The organism is Micromonospora sp. NPDC047738, assembly GCF_040642675.1.
Taxonomy (GTDB): domain Bacteria; phylum Actinomycetota; class Actinomycetes; order Mycobacteriales; family Micromonosporaceae; genus Micromonospora.
The window spans coordinates 96,771-110,588 of record NZ_JBEYSO010000019.1; the positions used below are offsets into that span (position 1 = coordinate 96,771).

General features: G+C 74.2%; 17 protein-coding genes. 5 read left to right on the top strand and 12 right to left on the bottom strand.

The window, feature by feature from the left end:
- Window positions 1–82: 82 nt before the first annotated feature.
- Both trxA and ABZ783_RS25580 read right to left on the bottom strand, forming a co-directional pair.
- Complete coding sequence (gene trxA, locus ABZ783_RS25575; RefSeq protein ID WP_357442209.1) at window positions 83–445, bottom strand: thioredoxin; 363 nt, start codon at window positions 443–445, stop codon at window positions 83–85.
- Window positions 415–807: a MerR family transcriptional regulator gene (locus tag ABZ783_RS25580; RefSeq protein ID WP_357442211.1), complete on the bottom strand. Its 393-nt coding sequence runs from the start codon at window positions 805–807 to the stop codon at window positions 415–417. Before ABZ783_RS25580 ends, trxA begins: the two co-directional genes overlap by 31 nt.
- 217 nt (window positions 808–1,024) lie before the next feature.
- On the opposite strand from ABZ783_RS25580, the gene ABZ783_RS25585 reads away from it, so the two are divergent.
- The 4 genes from ABZ783_RS25585 (at window position 1,025) to ABZ783_RS25600 (ending at window position 3,613) form a co-directional block, all read left to right on the top strand.
- A complete protein-coding gene (locus ABZ783_RS25585; protein WP_357442213.1) occupies window positions 1,025–1,684 on the top strand; it encodes a hydrolase in 660 nt (219 codons plus the stop codon).
- Between the two features lie 72 nt (window positions 1,685–1,756).
- Complete coding sequence (locus ABZ783_RS25590; RefSeq protein WP_357442215.1) at window positions 1,757–1,939, top strand: antitoxin; 183 nt, start codon at window positions 1,757–1,759, stop codon at window positions 1,937–1,939.
- A 188-nt stretch (window positions 1,940–2,127) separates the two neighbouring features.
- Window positions 2,128–3,333, top strand: coding sequence for a cytochrome P450 (locus ABZ783_RS25595; protein ID WP_357442217.1), 1,206 nt, complete (start codon window positions 2,128–2,130; stop codon window positions 3,331–3,333).
- A gap of 31 nt (window positions 3,334–3,364) precedes the next feature.
- Window positions 3,365–3,613 carry a ferredoxin gene (locus ABZ783_RS25600; RefSeq protein ID WP_357442219.1) on the top strand — a complete coding sequence of 83 codons (249 nt, stop codon included), beginning with the start codon at window positions 3,365–3,367 and terminating at the stop codon, window positions 3,611–3,613.
- On the opposite strand, the gene ABZ783_RS25605 is transcribed toward ABZ783_RS25600, so the two are convergent.
- From ABZ783_RS25605 to eccB, 9 genes are all read right to left on the bottom strand, one after another.
- Window positions 3,614–4,270 (bottom strand): HAD-IA family hydrolase, encoded by a 657-nt coding sequence (locus ABZ783_RS25605; protein WP_357442221.1) that lies wholly within the window; start codon window positions 4,268–4,270, stop codon window positions 3,614–3,616.
- Window positions 4,271–4,386: 116 nt separating this feature from the next.
- Entirely contained in the window at window positions 4,387–5,037 is a 651-nt protein-coding gene (locus ABZ783_RS25610; RefSeq protein ID WP_357442223.1) for a C39 family peptidase, read from the bottom strand.
- A gap of 313 nt (window positions 5,038–5,350) precedes the next feature.
- Window positions 5,351–5,770, bottom strand: a complete 420-nt coding sequence (locus tag ABZ783_RS25615) for a TIGR03618 family F420-dependent PPOX class oxidoreductase (RefSeq protein WP_357442225.1) — start codon at window positions 5,768–5,770, stop codon at window positions 5,351–5,353.
- Window positions 5,771–5,821: 51 nt separating this feature from the next.
- Window positions 5,822–6,163, bottom strand: coding sequence for a YkvA family protein (locus ABZ783_RS25620; RefSeq protein WP_073839134.1), 342 nt, complete (start codon window positions 6,161–6,163; stop codon window positions 5,822–5,824).
- A gap of 40 nt (window positions 6,164–6,203) precedes the next feature.
- Entirely contained in the window at window positions 6,204–7,148 is a 945-nt protein-coding gene (locus ABZ783_RS25625) for a hypothetical protein (RefSeq protein ID WP_357442227.1), read from the bottom strand.
- A 27-nt stretch (window positions 7,149–7,175) separates the two neighbouring features.
- Window positions 7,176–7,628, bottom strand: coding sequence for a hypothetical protein (locus ABZ783_RS25630; RefSeq protein ID WP_357442229.1), 453 nt, complete (start codon window positions 7,626–7,628; stop codon window positions 7,176–7,178).
- A gap of 144 nt (window positions 7,629–7,772) precedes the next feature.
- On the bottom strand, window positions 7,773–9,014 hold the full coding sequence (locus tag ABZ783_RS25635) for a WXG100 family type VII secretion target (protein ID WP_357442231.1): 1,242 nt from the start codon (window positions 9,012–9,014) through the stop codon (window positions 7,773–7,775).
- The gene (locus tag ABZ783_RS25640; RefSeq protein ID WP_357442233.1) at window positions 9,007–9,381 is read right to left on the bottom strand and encodes a hypothetical protein; all 375 of its coding nucleotides are present in this window, start codon (window positions 9,379–9,381) and stop codon (window positions 9,007–9,009) included. Before ABZ783_RS25640 ends, ABZ783_RS25635 begins: the two co-directional genes overlap by 8 nt.
- Window positions 9,382–9,496: 115 nt before the next feature.
- Entirely contained in the window at window positions 9,497–10,966 is a 1,470-nt protein-coding gene (eccB, locus tag ABZ783_RS25645; RefSeq protein WP_357442235.1) for a type VII secretion protein EccB, read from the bottom strand.
- A 162-nt stretch (window positions 10,967–11,128) separates the two neighbouring features.
- On the opposite strand from eccB, the gene ABZ783_RS25650 reads away from it, so the two are divergent.
- Window positions 11,129–12,301: a type VII secretion protein EccE gene (locus tag ABZ783_RS25650; protein WP_357442237.1), complete on the top strand. Its 1,173-nt coding sequence runs from the start codon at window positions 11,129–11,131 to the stop codon at window positions 12,299–12,301.
- On the opposite strand, the gene eccD is transcribed toward ABZ783_RS25650, so the two are convergent.
- Window positions 12,285–13,682 (bottom strand): type VII secretion integral membrane protein EccD, encoded by a 1,398-nt coding sequence (eccD, locus tag ABZ783_RS25655; RefSeq protein WP_357442239.1) that lies wholly within the window; start codon window positions 13,680–13,682, stop codon window positions 12,285–12,287. The genes ABZ783_RS25650 and eccD overlap by 17 nt on opposite strands.
- Window positions 13,683–13,818 lie beyond the last annotated feature (136 nt).

The window sequence follows — 13,818 nt, forward strand, 5'->3', positions numbered from 1 at the left end:
TCCTCGCGATCGGTCGGGGCGCGGCTGCGCCGGTCCGTGGTCACTGCGCGCCTTCCCGATCGGTCCGGCGGCAAACGGCGGCTCAGGCCGGCGGCTGCCAGCCCGCCACGTGCCGGCCGAAGCTCAGCCGCAGGTGGTTCTTGGGCCGGGCACCGACGATCGAGCCGACCACCTGCCCGTCCCGGAAGACCAGCATGGTGGGCAACGACATCACCTGGTACGCGCGCGTGGTTTCCGGGTTCTCGTCCGAGTTGAGCGTGACGAAGTGCAGCGCGTCGCCGAACTCCTCGGCCAGCTCGGCGAGGTGCCGGGAGACCGTCCGGCACGGTGGGCACCACTCGGCCCAGAAGTCGACCACCACCGGCCGGTCGCCGGGCAGCACCGTGGCCGCGAACGTCTCGTCGGTGACCGTGGTCAGTCGGCCCTGGGCCGTGTCCTGAGGCATGTTTCCTCCCGCTGGGCGATCGCATGGGCGAGCTGGTCGTGCAGCTGTCGGCGGACCGCGCCGAGCCGGTCGAGATAGTCGTCCACCTCGGCGAGTTTGCGCCGCAGCACGGCCACCGAATCCGGGCAGACGTCACCGGAGCTGTTGCCGGCTCGCAGGCAGGCCACGAAGGGGCGGATGTCGTCCAGGCCGAAGCCCACCGCCAGCAGCGTCCGGATCTCGTGGACGACGCGCAGCTCCGCCTCGTCGTAGATCCGGTAGCCGTTGGCGGAGCGGCGTGGCCGCACCAGCCCCCGGGTCTCGTAGTACCGCAGGGTCCGGGTGCTCGTACCGGCACGTTCCGCCAGCTCACCGATGCGCATCCGACCTCCCTCGCCCGCCGTGTTCGCCACGCTAAACCTTGCCGCCAACGTCAAGGCAACACCGCTACCCCCACCGCTTGATCATGAGGTTGACGGTGGCGGGGAGCGCTTTCTCGGCGGCCAACCTCATGATCGCGGTGGGTGGCGGGTGGTGGGCGCGGCAGGGTGGGAGGTGAGGGCGGGGCGGGTGGGGGTATGCGGGTGGCGGAGGTGGGGCATGGAGACGCGCGAGGTGACGATCCCGGTGGTTGAGGGCGGGCTGCCGGCGGACGTGATCCTGCCGTCCGGCGCGGTCGGGGTGGTGCTCTTCGCGCACGGTAGCGGCAGCTCGCGGCACAGCCCGCGCAACACGGCCGTGGCGCACACGCTCAACGACCGGTCGCTCGCCACCGTACTGGTCGACCTGCTCACCCCCGACGAGGACGTACTGGACGCGCGGACCGCCGAGCTGCGCTTCGACATCGGGCTGCTCGCCGGGCGGCTGGCCGCCATCGTCGACTGGATGGGCGCCGAGCCGACGCTGGGCCGGCTGCCGATCGGGCTCTTCGGCGCCAGCACCGGCGCGGCCGCCGCCCTGGTCGCCGCGGCGGCGCGCCCGGAGCAGGTGGGCGCGGTGGTCTCCCGCGGCGGTCGGCCCGATCTGGCCGGCGGCTCCCTGCCGGCGGTGCGCGCCCCGACCCTGCTGCTGGTCGGCGGTCTGGACGAGCAGGTGATCGTGCTCAACGAGCAGGCGCAGGCCCAGCTGGGGGAGGTGGCCGAACTCCGCATCGTCCCCGGCGCCACCCACCTGTTCGAGGAGCCCGGCACCCTGGAACAGGTGGCCGACCAGGCCGGTACCTGGTTCACCACCCACCTCCGCACCCCGCACCCCGCCTGACGGGCAGCGCGGGCACCCGTTTGTGCCTCCGGTCGCCGGGAAGGCATGGACGGGAGGAGAGGAGATTCGGACATGCGTGACTTCATGGACAAGGCCCAGGACGAGGCCAAGAAGCATCCGAAGCAAGCCGACGAGGCTGTCCAGAAGGCCGGCCAGGAGGCCGACCAGCGCACCGGCGACCGGTACGACAAGCAGGTCCAGCAGGGCGAGCAGGCGGCGGAGCGGCGCATCAACCAGGGCGACCCCAACCGCTGACCGCGTCCCCGCTCCCGGGCCGTCCAGGGGATGGTCCGGGAGTGGCGTGTCCGGGCCGGTGGGAAAACCTCGCTGGCCTTCATCGACCAATCTCGCTACCATCCGCAGTCGGGGCATGACTCAGCGTGGAGTCGTGCGGAGTCGACCCGCACCGCACGGCGGTGCCGTGGACGAGAGCGAGTCAGCCGGTGACCGACACTTCCGAGGCGACCATCCCGCAGCGCTACCCGTTCAACGCCCCTGACCGACTCAACCTGGACCCCCGCTACGCCGAGCTGCGCGAGCAGCCGCTCATCCGGGTCCAACTGCCGTACGGCGAGCCGGCCTGGCTGGCCACCCGGCACGCCGACGTACGTACCGTGCTCGGCGACCCTCGGTTCAGCCGGGCGGCGGCCACCGGCCGCGACGAGCCCCGCAACACGCCGCACCAGCAGCAGACCGGCATCCTGTCGATGGACCCGCCGGACCACACCCGGGTGCGCCGGTTGGTGGCCAAGGCGTTCACCGCGCGCCGGGTGGACGAGCTGCGCCCGCGTACCCGGGCGGTGGCGGAGGAACTGGTCGACGGGATGCTCGCCGCCGGGCAGCCGGCCGACCTGGTCGAATACCTGGCCACCCCGCTGCCGATCCGGGTCATCTGCGACCTGCTCGGCGTGCCGGTGTCCGATCAGGACAAGTTCCACACCTGGTCCGAGGCGATCGTCTCCACCACCTCGCTGGAGCCGGGCCTCGTCCAGCACTACCTCGACAGCCTGCTCGCGTACATGGCGGGGCTGGTCGCGCGGCGGCGGGTCGAGCCGGCGGACGACCTGCTCAGCGCCATGGTGCGGGCCCGCGACGAGCACGCGGACCGGCTCAGCGAGGAGGAGATGGTGATGCTCGCCGCGGGGCTGCTCGCCGCCGGGCACGAGACCACCGTCACCCAGATCCCCAACATGATGTACGTCCTGCTGACCACCCCCGGTGCGTGGGACACGCTGCGTGGGCGGACGGAGCTGGTGGCGACGGCCGTCGAGGAGCTGATGCGGTTCATCCCGCTCGGCGCGACCGCCGCCTTCGCCCGGTACGCCACCGAGGACGTCGAGCTCGGCGGGGTGCTGGTGCGGGCGGGCGAGCCGGTCGTGGTCTCCATCCCGTCGGCCAACCGCGACGGGACCGTCTTCCCCGACGCCGACCGGCTCGACCTGGCCCGGGAGGTCAACCCGCACCTCGGCTTCGGGCACGGCGTGCACCACTGCCTCGGCGCCCAGCTGGCCCGGATGGAGCTGCGGGTGGTCCTGGAGACCCTGCTCGACCGGACGCCGGGGCTCCGGCTGGCCGTACCCGAGGAGGAGCTGACCTGGAAGAGCGGCCTGCTGGTACGTGGCCTGGTGGCGATGCCGGTGGGCTGGTGAGCAAAGCGACGACGGCGAAGGGGGAGGGACCGTGAGCGAGGTGGGGCCCGTGCCGGAGACGGAGTGGCGACTGCACGTGGATCCCAGCCGGTGCATCGGGTCGGGGATCTGCGCGGGAGTGGCTCCCCAGCATTTCGTCCTGGTCGACGGATTGTCCCGGCCGCTGGCCGAGCGGATCGTCCCCGCGGACGCGGTGCTCGACGCGGCCGAGTCCTGCCCGATGGAGGCGATCGTGGTGTCCGATGTGGAGAACTTCCGGCGGATCGCCCCAGAGGGCTGATCAGCCCCGCAGCAGGGCGGTCAGCTCGCCCAGGGTGGCCAGGGCGTGCCCGTCCCAGGTCGGGTCGGTGTCGTTGTGTTCGGTCGTCCGGATCACCGTCATGCCGACCGCCGCCGCCCCGGCCAACTCGCCGTCCGCCCCGTCGCCGACGAAGACGCAGTCGGTCGGGTTGACGCCCAGCCGCTCGGCCGTCGTCCGGTAGATCGTCGGGTCGGGCTTGGCCACGCCCAGCTCGCACGAGAAGACCGCGACGTCGAAGCGGCGGGCCAGCGCGCTCGACGGCCACGCCTCGGCGGTCTCGGCGGTGGCGTTGCTGATCAGGCCGAGCGGGTGGCCGTCGGCGCGCAGCGCGTCCAGCACGGCGAGGGTCTCCGGCGCGACCCGGGCCAGCACCCGGGTGGCCAGCTTCCGGCGATGCGCGGCGGCGCGGGCGACCTGGTCCTCGGTCGGCGTCCCGCCGAGCCGCCCGGCGAGGATCCGGACCGTCTCCGCGACGTCCCATCGGGTCATCCGGTCCCGCCAGGTGGCGTGGTACGCGGCCACGAGTGCCTCCGGCGGCACCCCCACCATCAGGCCCATCTCGCCGACCACCCGGTCCCGTTCGGAGTTCGCCCCGTCAACGAGGGTGTGGAAGAGGTCGAAGATCACCGGCCGCACGGCCACATGCTATTGGCGTGTGCCGGCCGGGCCCGAGCCGGTCTCGTGCGCCGGTGGTGAGCACGATGAAGGGCCGGCCTCCCGGGTTGGGGAGACCGGCCCTTCATGCCGCTCGATCAGGAGCTGTAGCCGCGGCTGGCGATCCAGTTGGCCAGGTCGGCGACGTTCATCCAGTACTCCGGCTCGCCCGGGCTGGCCGGGTCGGCGATCAGCACGGTGTTGCCGTCGTCCTTGTACTCCACCACCGTCAGGTAGTGGCCGGTGTAGCTGTGCGCGACCCCGTCGACGTCCACGGCGCTGCCGATGATGTTGGCGACCACCGGACGGCCCTGGTCTACTGCGGCCTTGACGTCGGCCCGCAACTGCTCGGCCTGATCCTTGGTGGCCGAGTTGTCCCGGATCTCGGTGGTCTTGTACTTGCCGCCGGTGTACTCGTTGAGCACCCGGGTGATGTCGATCGCCGAGTCGGTGCCGTTCACGGTCGTACCCAGCTTCTGGGCCAGCTCGTCCTGGCTGATCGACTTGCCCTCGGCCGACAGCGCGATCCGGGTCGACGCCGGGCCGCAGTAGTAGAAGTTGGGCTGCGCCTGGTACTCGTACCCGGCGCGGCGCTCGCCCTTGCCCTTGCCCTTGTCCGCGCTCGCCGCGCTGATGGGCTTGGCCTGCGCCGGAGCGGCGTGGGCGGCCACGGCCGGACCGGCCACGATCCCGCCGGACATGACGAGACCGGCGACGGACAGCATGCTGTTACGGAAGATCGAGTTCATGTCGAAGCTCCATTCGGGGGGTTGACGTCTCCGGGGAGACGCAGCACCAGGAGTGGCGCTCGGCTGTTCTCGGGGAAGCCGGCGTGCCGGGGTCCCACGGCCCACGGCGTTGACCGGGGGCGCACACGACCGCGGGCCCCGGGTCCTCCGTCCGTCGGGCCGTCCTGCTCGGTCGTACGGGAGATGCAACGAGCAGCAGAGGCAGGCGATTCCGCCATCCAGGTGGCCCTGCTCACCACCGAACCGGACAGGCCGCCCAGTCGGGGCGGATCCGGGCGGGACCGTGGTCCGGGTGGCTGGCGGGCGGCCCCGGTCAGGTGGTGGCCGGGAGGCTGCCGAGCAGGCGGGTCACGGCGATCTCGATGACCACCCGCTGCGGATTGGGCCGCGGCGGGCGGTAGCGCTCGGCGTACCGGCGCTCGGCCTCGGCCACGGATGCGGGGTCGCGGCGCAGCACCGCCCGCCCCTCGACGGTCAGCCACCAGCGGCCCGCCACCTGGCAGACCGCCACCGGCACCCCCGCCGTGCCGGCTGCCGCCACGTGCCGCGCCTTGGCCGAGGTGCCCGAGGTGATGACCCGGGCCAGCCCGGCGATCGGGTCGAAGGTGACCCCCACCGGCACGACGTGCGGTGTGCCGTCCGCCCGCAGCGTGGTCAGCGTGGCGAGGTGCCGGTCCTGGAAGAACCTCGTCACGCGCTCGTCGTCCGGGTTCAACCGGTGTTCACCCGCCATGCCCCAGTCCTCGGTGCGCCGAACCTGGGCCGACCGCCGGCCCGGTGCCGATCATGACACGGGGCGGCGCAGGCGACCCGGTCCCGGCGGGGACGGCGGCTGCTCGGGCAGCCCGCGCTGCGCCGCGCGGTGCCGGGCGGCCAGCCGGCCCAGATAGAACAGGGCACCCGCCAGCACGCCCATGTCGTCCAGGTAGATCGGGTCGGGTAGCAGGTCCACCGGCAGGATCGCGTAGATCAGCGCGCCGTAGAAGGCGACCTTGCCGCCGACGCCGAGCGCGCCGAGCAGCCGGCGGGTGCGGACCACCCGGACGGCGAGCAGTATCGCGCCGACCAGCGTGGCCAGCGCCACGAGACCGGCGAGGACGACCAGCACCCAGCTCTCACGGGACACGAGGTCACGCTAGCCGAGCCGGGCCAGCTCCGCCCGGCGGTCAGTACGCCGCGACCGCCGCCCGCCCGCGGGCCACCGATCCGGCCCCGCGGGCCGGCTCCCCGCCCCGTGCCGCGGGCAACTCCCGGGTGATCTCCACCGCGGTGAGGTCCACGGTGGAGATCAGCGACTGGGGTTCCGGGGCGGGGCCGGTCGCCGCGTACGCCTCGTCGCGCAGGCTCCGCACGGCGGCGGCAGCCAGCTCGGCGGCCCGCCAGGCGGCCTGCTCCCGCTCCCGGGCGGCCTGGTGCCGGGCGCGGAGGTTGTCCCGGATCAGCCGGCGCAGCAGCAGTTCCTGCTCCACCGGATGACGGCGCGGGTCCCAGCCGTGGTGTCCGAGGATGTCGCTGAGCTGCTCCACCGTGATCTCCTTGCGCCACTGCGCGTCCAGTGCCGCCCGGTGCAGCCAGCGCTCCCGGTCCGCGTACTCGGCCGGGGTCCGGTCGGTCCGCGGCAGGGGCAGGGTGGCCGCGGCGGCCAGCCGGCGGACGTCCCGCTCCGCCGCCTCGTACGCCCGCCACGCCTCCTCGACCTCCTCCTGGGCGGCCAGCCACTCGGCGCGCCGCCGCTCGGCGGTGGTCGCCGCCCGTTCCGCAGCCACCCTCACCTCCTGCGCGTACCGGGCCCGCTCGCGGGCCTCCTCGGCCAGCTCCAGGCTGCTCGGCATGGCTGCCGCGCTGATCCGGTCGCCGAGCGCCGAGCGGAACCGGTCCGGGCGGACGATCAGGGCGGCGACCACGATCGCCGCCACGGCGAGCAGGGCCAGCCAGATTCCGGCGGCCTGGGGAACGTCGGGCAGGACGGTGGAGAAGACGGTCTGCATCACCAGCACCTCGTGGTGGAACTCGAAATTCAGGATCTGGGCCCGGGGGCCGGGCGGAGGAACGCCGTTGGCGCGGGAAAGGGCGCGCTGCGGCCGTACCCGTTGGGGGTGGTGGGGACTCATCGAGGGCCGCGCGGGCGGCCGGTGGGATCACGCGCGGGGTGGGCCGCGCCGGGCGATCGGCTCGCGGTCGGGGTCCGCGGCGGCCACGGCGACGGGCGGGCGCGGCGCCGCGGCATCGCCGTCAACGAGCCGTGCCGCCACGCCGGGAGCCGGCGGGGCCGCCGCCGCGAGTGGGTGACCGGCCGAGGAGTGCGGCGCGGGGGCCGGCCTGGTGTCGACGGCCCACGCGCCGGTCGCGGCCGCCCCGGCATCGACGAGGATTCCCGGGGTGGGCGCGTCGACCGGCTCCAGGTGGGTGCTGAGGCTGGCCGCCGGACGGTGTGTCGCGTCTGGACCGACGGGGCCGGTGGCCGCGGCAGCGGCGGCCGGACCGGTGAGGCCGGCGACCAGCGCCAGTGCGGTCACCGCCACCTGGGTCAGCTCGCGCAGGGTGCGCAGCGTCGCCGCCCAGAGGGACGGGGCGAACGCTACGACCGGCACCAGTTCAACCTATCTGTCAGATTCGCCTCGTGCAGCTCAACGGGCGTACGGATGACGTGACCCGGCCCACCATGGACAGAGGCGGTCAACGCGAACGGCGCGGCGCCCCTGGTGAGGGGCGCCGCGCCGTTCGTCAGCGTGCGATCAGTTGGTGCCGAGCACCGGCGGCGGGGCCGACTTGCCGTCGCCCCAGACCATCTCGTCCTCGGTCAGCCAGGTCAGCCGCTCCTCCGACTCGTCCTCGTCGGAGGTGCCGCGCCCGCCGAGGACGCCGTTGCGCCCGGCCAGCGCGGGCCGCGCGTTGGTGCCCCGGCCACCGTTGGAGCGGCCGTCCGCGTTGATCGTGACGCCCCGCCCCGAGGCGAGCCGCCCGGTGCCGGCTGCGGACCGGTTCTCGGCCCCGGGCATGCCCCCGACCCTGGCCGTGCCGGGACCCGAACTGGCCAGCGCGCCCGTGCCTCCGTTCGGCAGCCCGTAGAGCGGGCCCCCGCCGCCGCTCGGGACGTTGGTGGTGGGGGCGCTGGCGGTGCCGGTGCCGGGGAGGCCGGGGGTCGTCGGGCTGGTGACCATTTGGCCGGCGCCGGCGAGTGAGGTGCCGGCGGGGTCGACGACGCCCACCGAGCCGATCGTGCCGGGGCTGCCCCCGCCCGGGTGCCCGGTCGGGCCGTCGCCCACCGTGCCGCTGCTGGGGCCCGTGTGGTGCACGCCCGACGTGGTCGCGGTGGCTCCGGCGGTGGGCCCGAAGGTGCCGGAGGTCGGGCCGGCGGAGGGGGTGCCCACGGAGGGGCCGTTCTTCAGCGTCGGGTTCGTCGGGTCGCCGTCGCCGGGCAGGCCCGGGTCCGGCGGCTCCGGCACGACGATCCGGCCGTAGGCGGAGAAGTCGTAACCCTCGGCGAGGTTGGCGACGACCTGCACCATCCGCTGGTGGGCCTTCTCCTGCTCCTCCTTGTCCTGCTGGTGACCGACGATGCCGCCGATCACCGCGCCCGGCAGCCCACCGACCAGGAAGCCCTTGCCGGCGCCGGAGAGCAGCTTGTCGTTGTCGTCGGTCTCCTCCGGGCTCTCCGCCTTCGACTGGGCGGTGCGCAGCTCGGTGGCCATCATGTCGAGCGCCTGCCGGATGTCGGCCATGCCCTGGGCCAGGTTGCTGGAGTAGCCGACGACCAGGTTCAGCCGCCGGTGGAACTCCCGGGCGGCGTCGCCCGTCCAGGTCTTGGCCAGCGCGTCCAGGTCACTGGTCAGGTCCCGGCCGAGGCCCTCCAGGGTGTCCTTCAGCGAGCTCCACTGGGCGCTGAGCCCGTCGACCTGCTTCGGGTCGCCCGCGGTGACGCCCTGGTAGAGCTCCTGGTGGCTGACGTGCTCGTAACGCTGAACGTACTCAGACACGCGGATCCTCTCCCTTCGCCGGCCTCATCGCCGCATCCAGGCCGGAGAGGGCGGCGACGATGTCGGCCGCGGCGGCCGCGTTGCGTGCCTCGGCGGTCTTGTAGTTGGTCATGATCGCCTTGGTCGCCTTCTGGGCGGCCTCGATCGCCTGGCGCAGCCGCTCGACGTGGTTGGCGAAGCTCGTGTGCGTCTCGGAGTAGCGACGGGCGTTGCCGGTCGCGTCGGTGAAGGTGCCCAGCGCGGGTGGCCGGCACTGCATCTCCGTGTTGAGCTTCTTCAGCACCGACTCGGCCTCGCTGAGTCGCCGCCCCAGTCGCTGGTGAAAATCCTCCAGGGACAGTACGTCCACTGTCGTGCGCCCGGTCATGGCTGCATCCCCGTAGTCATCGTCGATAACCGTTGGTCACGCTCAGGTTAGTCGACCCGGCCCAGCCCGGGCGACCCGTGGTCGCCCCTATTCCACATCGGACGGCGGCCCGGGGTCAGCCGCCCTGGGCCGGGCCCGCCCCCGACTGCTGGTTGCCGCCCGGGCCGGTCGTCGCGGAGCCAGCCGGCACCGCGCCCGGATCGAAGAAGGCCAGTGCGTCCTGCCGCCCCAGCGTCGGCCCGGTCGGCACCAGCGCCAGCAGGGACGCCGGCACCGCCGTCGGCGTCGCGTCGCCGTACCCGAGCGCGACCTTCGCGTTGGGCCCGAGCGGATAGCGGACCCCCTGCGCCGTGATCAGGTAGACCGTGGCGCCGGCCGCCGCCTTCCCGCTCTCCCCGGCCGTGGCCTGCACCAGCACGCCCTTGCCACCCGGCAGCAGCACGCTCTCGGCGGTCCGCACAGCGTCCCGGGAGGTCTGCCGGGCGGCCACCCCGGTCGCCGCCGTCAGCTCGGCCGGCGGCTGGTCGAAGACCTCCAGGGTGGTGACCGGCGGCTGGCCGGACGCCCCGGCCCGGTAGGTGGCGCACAGTACCGTCCGGCCGGCGCGGACCTCGTGCAGGACGGGCAGCTTGTCCGGCAGGCCCTCGGGCTCCAGTCGCTGGTCGGTGAGGAGTTGGCCGGCCTGGTCCGGCGTGATGTCGGTGATCTGACCGCCGCCGCCGAGCAGCAGCAGCGCGGTCATCTCCTTGATCGCCACCAGTCCCTGCCGGGTCAGCACGTAGTGGTTGCCGGCGGCCCGGTAGACCTGGCCGACCTTCGCCGGGCGGTCACCCACCGTCAGGCCGCTGGAGCTGCCGTCCCCGTCGATGGTCGGCTTGCGCAGCGCCGGCCCCACCGGCACCGCGTTGAGCAGCTGCTGCCCCACGGTGAGGGTGGCCGCGCCGGCCATCTTCAACGCGACCAGCGCCTGCTCGTCACCGACCACTCGCAGCCGGGAACCGCCCGTGAGCAGGTACCGCGCCTCGTTCACCCGAACCAGGACCGCCCGGTCGGTGAGGGAGGTGCCGCCCGGCAGCGGCCGGTCGATCACCAGCCGGGTGGTGGAGCGCTGTGGATCGGCCGGGTCGGGCACGTCGCAGACCGACCAGGGGAGACCGACGAGCGACTTGCGGTCCGGCACGTCGTCCGGGGCGCCCACGATGCCGACCGCCCGCCCCCGCGGGCGCTCCTTGATCGACGCCTGCGACATGGTGCGGACCGCCGGGTCGGCCTCGTCGAGGATGAGCCGGGCGGAGGCGTAGTTCAGCGTCGGGTGCAGCACCCCGTCGGTGAAGACGTAGGTGGCTCCGGTCTCCCGCTCGATCACCAGCGTGTTCGACTCCAGCGGCGCGGCGTTGCCGGTGAGCTGGCCGTACGCGCCCGCACCGCCGAGCACGACGGCGGCGGCGATGACACTGCCGAACACCGCCATGCCGAGCCGGCGCATCGGCAGGTCATTGGTCTCCGGGTCGCCGGAGAGCAGCGCGGAGACGATGCGGCGGGTGACGAAGCGGTACGCCTGCACCTGATCGCGGCGGGTCCGCATGACTAACCTCCGGCAGGGGTGGGTCCGCGACGATCAGGTCCGAACGTCGCCGCGGGCTTCCCTACGATAAGGGGCCGGCGGCGGTTCACCGGGACCCCGCCCGTCCTCCGGCGACGCAACGCCGGGGCGGAAGCCCAGAATGTCCAGAAGGGACGCTCACCGATGACGCAGGTCCAGGCGCCACCCGGTCGTACGGCCACCGCCCCCGCCGCCCCGGCGGACCGCCCGATCATCCCGGCCGACCAGCGTCGACGAGGTCGGCTCGGCCCGCTCGTCGTCGGTCAGCTCGTGGTGCTGGAGTGCGCCGCGCTGGCCGTCTGGTTCGCCACCGGTGGCCCCGCCTGGCTGCTCGCGTCGGTCGGCGTGCTGGCCGTGCTGGCCGTCGTCGCCGCGTTCGCCCGCCGGGGCGGCCGCTGGTGGTACGAGGATCTGATGCTCCGCCGCCGGCTGCGCCGCCGCCGCGGGCGGGCCCGGAGCGCCACGCCGTCCGGTGACCCGCGACTGGCCGCGCTCGCCCCGGAGTTGACCGTCGTCGAGCTCACCGAGCGCGGCACCCGGCTCGGCATCGGCCAGGACGACCGGGGCTGGTTCGCCGCGGTCGCGCTGACCGGCCGGCCCGGCGCGCCCGCCGGGTCGGTGGAGGCGGCGACGATGGACCGCGCCCTCGCGGTGCTCGCCGACTTCACCGGGCCGGTCACACAGACCCAGGTCGTCTCGCACACCCTGGTCTGGTATCCCGCGCCGGGGGCCCCGCCGGCGGCGCACCGCACGATCTGGGTGGCGCTCCGCCTGTCGGTGTCCGACGCCCGCGCGGAAGCGGTGAGCCGGGGCGGCGGCATTCGCGGTGTGCACCGGACCGTGGCGGCCGGGATCGGCCGGCTCGGCAAGACGCTGAACGCCGCCGGCCTCGGCCACCGGGTGCTGGGCCGGGACGAGCTGCACACCGCGGTGGTCTCCGGCGCCGGGCTGGACCTGGCCCCGGAGGCGCCGGTGGAGAGCTGGACCAGCCTGCGCGGCGGCGGCTGGACCCAGCGCTGCCTGGCGCTGCGGGTCCGCCCCAACGGATCGCTCGGCGCGCTGGTGGACGCCGTCACCGCCACCTCCGCGCCGTCGCACACGGTCGCGGCGGTGGTGCTGCCGGGTGGCCGCCGGGTGCCTCCGCTGCTGCGGGTGGCGGCGATGGACGGGCATGCCGAGGCGCTGGTGAAGGTGGTCCGGGACGTGGCGAAGCGCAGCGGCGTGCCGGCCCGCCCACTGGACGGGCAGCACGGGCCCGGCGTCTACGCCACCGCCCCGGTCGCCACCGCGATGGGCACGGTCACGGTCGAAGGTTGACGATCCAGCCGTAGAGGCCGCAGACCCAGACGGCCAGCGGCACCACGGCGATGATCAGCAGGATCTCGACGATGTCGAGGAGGCGACCCCAGACCGGCGAGATCCGCTTGCCCGCCACGGTGAGGCCGTAGATCAGGCCGATCACCGTGGTCAGCAGCAGCCCGCCCAGGATCAACCCCAGCCGGACCGGCAGCGACCCGGCGCCGAAGGTGGCCGCCGCGGCCAGTCCGAGACCGATGGTGCCCGCGAGCAGCACCGGGGTGCGCTGCGCGCGGCCGATGAACGGGCGGGCCCGCAGCAGCGACAGCAGGGCCAGCACCAGGCAGAGCAGCACCGCCGGCAGCCGGCCGTTGTCGGCGAGCACCACCTGACCGCCGAGCACCAGCACCGAGACCGTCCAGAGCAGGCCGGTGAGGAACGCGTCGGCGCGCTCGCTGTTGCTCAGCACCTGCGGGCCGTCGACGGACTCGCTGTCGCTCTTCAGGTCGTCCGGCCCGGTCGGGATCGACGGCACCGGCAGCCGGGCCAGCCGGTAGGCCATCATCGGCAGCGCCGGCAGGGCGGCGAACGCGACGGTCGCCACCACCGCCGCGGCGGCCGCCGCGCCGATGCCGAAGGCCAGGCAGAGCGCCGCGCCGATGCCGACGGCCACCCCCACCGCGACCGCGCCGAGGAACAGCGGCAGCCGGTCGCCGACGGCCAGCGCGGCCAGTGCGCCGAACAGCACCGCGGCGGTCGCGGCCAGCAGCACGTGCGGGCTGGCCAGGTCGGCCAGCGCCCGGTCCCCGGCGAGCACCAGCAGGCCGCCGATCGCCGCGTAGCCGAGGCCGCCCATGGCCAGTATCGCGCCGGTACGGCTGTCACCGGCCGCCCGGGACAGCACCGCGGCGCTCACCAGCAGGGCGACCGCGACCACCAGGGCGGCCAGCGCGCCGGGCAGCTGCGGCGGCCCGGCGAACAGCGCCGCCGCGGCACCGGCCGTCAGCGCGGCCCCGGCGAGGAGCACCGCGAACGAGCGGGTGGTGCCGACCTGCCAGGTGCCGGGGCGCTGGTTGGTGGCCGTGGCGACGGCATCCACCACGTCGTCGAAGACGATCTCCGGCGCGGCGGCGGCCCGAGGGTTGAAGTAGAGCACCTCGCCGTCCCGGACGCCGAGCTGCGCGGCGGTACGCCCACCGTCCAGCGGCTGCCCGCCGAGCCGGGACAGACTCCATCCGCCGTGCCGCACGCCCTCGTCGGCGAGGTCCTCACCGGCGTACCGGAGCAGCGTGGGCAGCAGGTCGGCCAACGGGACGTCCGACGGCAACGCCAGATCCATCCTGGTGCGCGGCGCCACGATGGTGATCCGGCTCAGCCCGCCGGTCGCGGTCTTCGTCGCCACTGTGGCCTCCTCGTACTCGCCTACGATCCACCTCGGCCGGCGGCGTCGCCCCGACACGGGTCCACGACGCCTCCGGGAGATTACCTACGATGGCGGTCGCACAGGTTGCCCACCCGACGACTCGGGCCGTTGGCAG

What these genes read in the sequence shown, in the direction of transcription:
- ABZ783_RS25625 (WP_357442227.1), bottom strand. Translation starts at nt 7,148, where the DNA reads ATGAGTCCCCACCACCCCCAACGGGTACGGCCGCAGCGCGCCCTTTCC.
- ABZ783_RS25585 (WP_357442213.1), top strand. Translation starts at nt 1,025, where the DNA reads ATGGAGACGCGCGAGGTGACGATCCCGGTGGTTGAGGGCGGGCTGCCG.
- ABZ783_RS25590 (WP_357442215.1), top strand. Translation starts at nt 1,757, where the DNA reads ATGCGTGACTTCATGGACAAGGCCCAGGACGAGGCCAAGAAGCATCCG.
- ABZ783_RS25640 (WP_357442233.1), bottom strand. Translation starts at nt 9,381, where the DNA reads ATGACCGGGCGCACGACAGTGGACGTACTGTCCCTGGAGGATTTTCAC.
- ABZ783_RS25610 (WP_357442223.1), bottom strand. Translation starts at nt 5,037, where the DNA reads ATGAACTCGATCTTCCGTAACAGCATGCTGTCCGTCGCCGGTCTCGTC.
- ABZ783_RS25650 (WP_357442237.1), top strand. Translation starts at nt 11,129, where the DNA reads ATGACGCAGGTCCAGGCGCCACCCGGTCGTACGGCCACCGCCCCCGCC.
- ABZ783_RS25580 (WP_357442211.1), bottom strand. Translation starts at nt 807, where the DNA reads ATGCGCATCGGTGAGCTGGCGGAACGTGCCGGTACGAGCACCCGGACC.
- trxA (WP_357442209.1), bottom strand. Translation starts at nt 445, where the DNA reads ATGCCTCAGGACACGGCCCAGGGCCGACTGACCACGGTCACCGACGAG.
- eccB (WP_357442235.1), bottom strand. Translation starts at nt 10,966, where the DNA reads ATGCGGACCCGCCGCGATCAGGTGCAGGCGTACCGCTTCGTCACCCGC.
- ABZ783_RS25615 (WP_357442225.1), bottom strand. Translation starts at nt 5,770, where the DNA reads ATGGCGGGTGAACACCGGTTGAACCCGGACGACGAGCGCGTGACGAGG.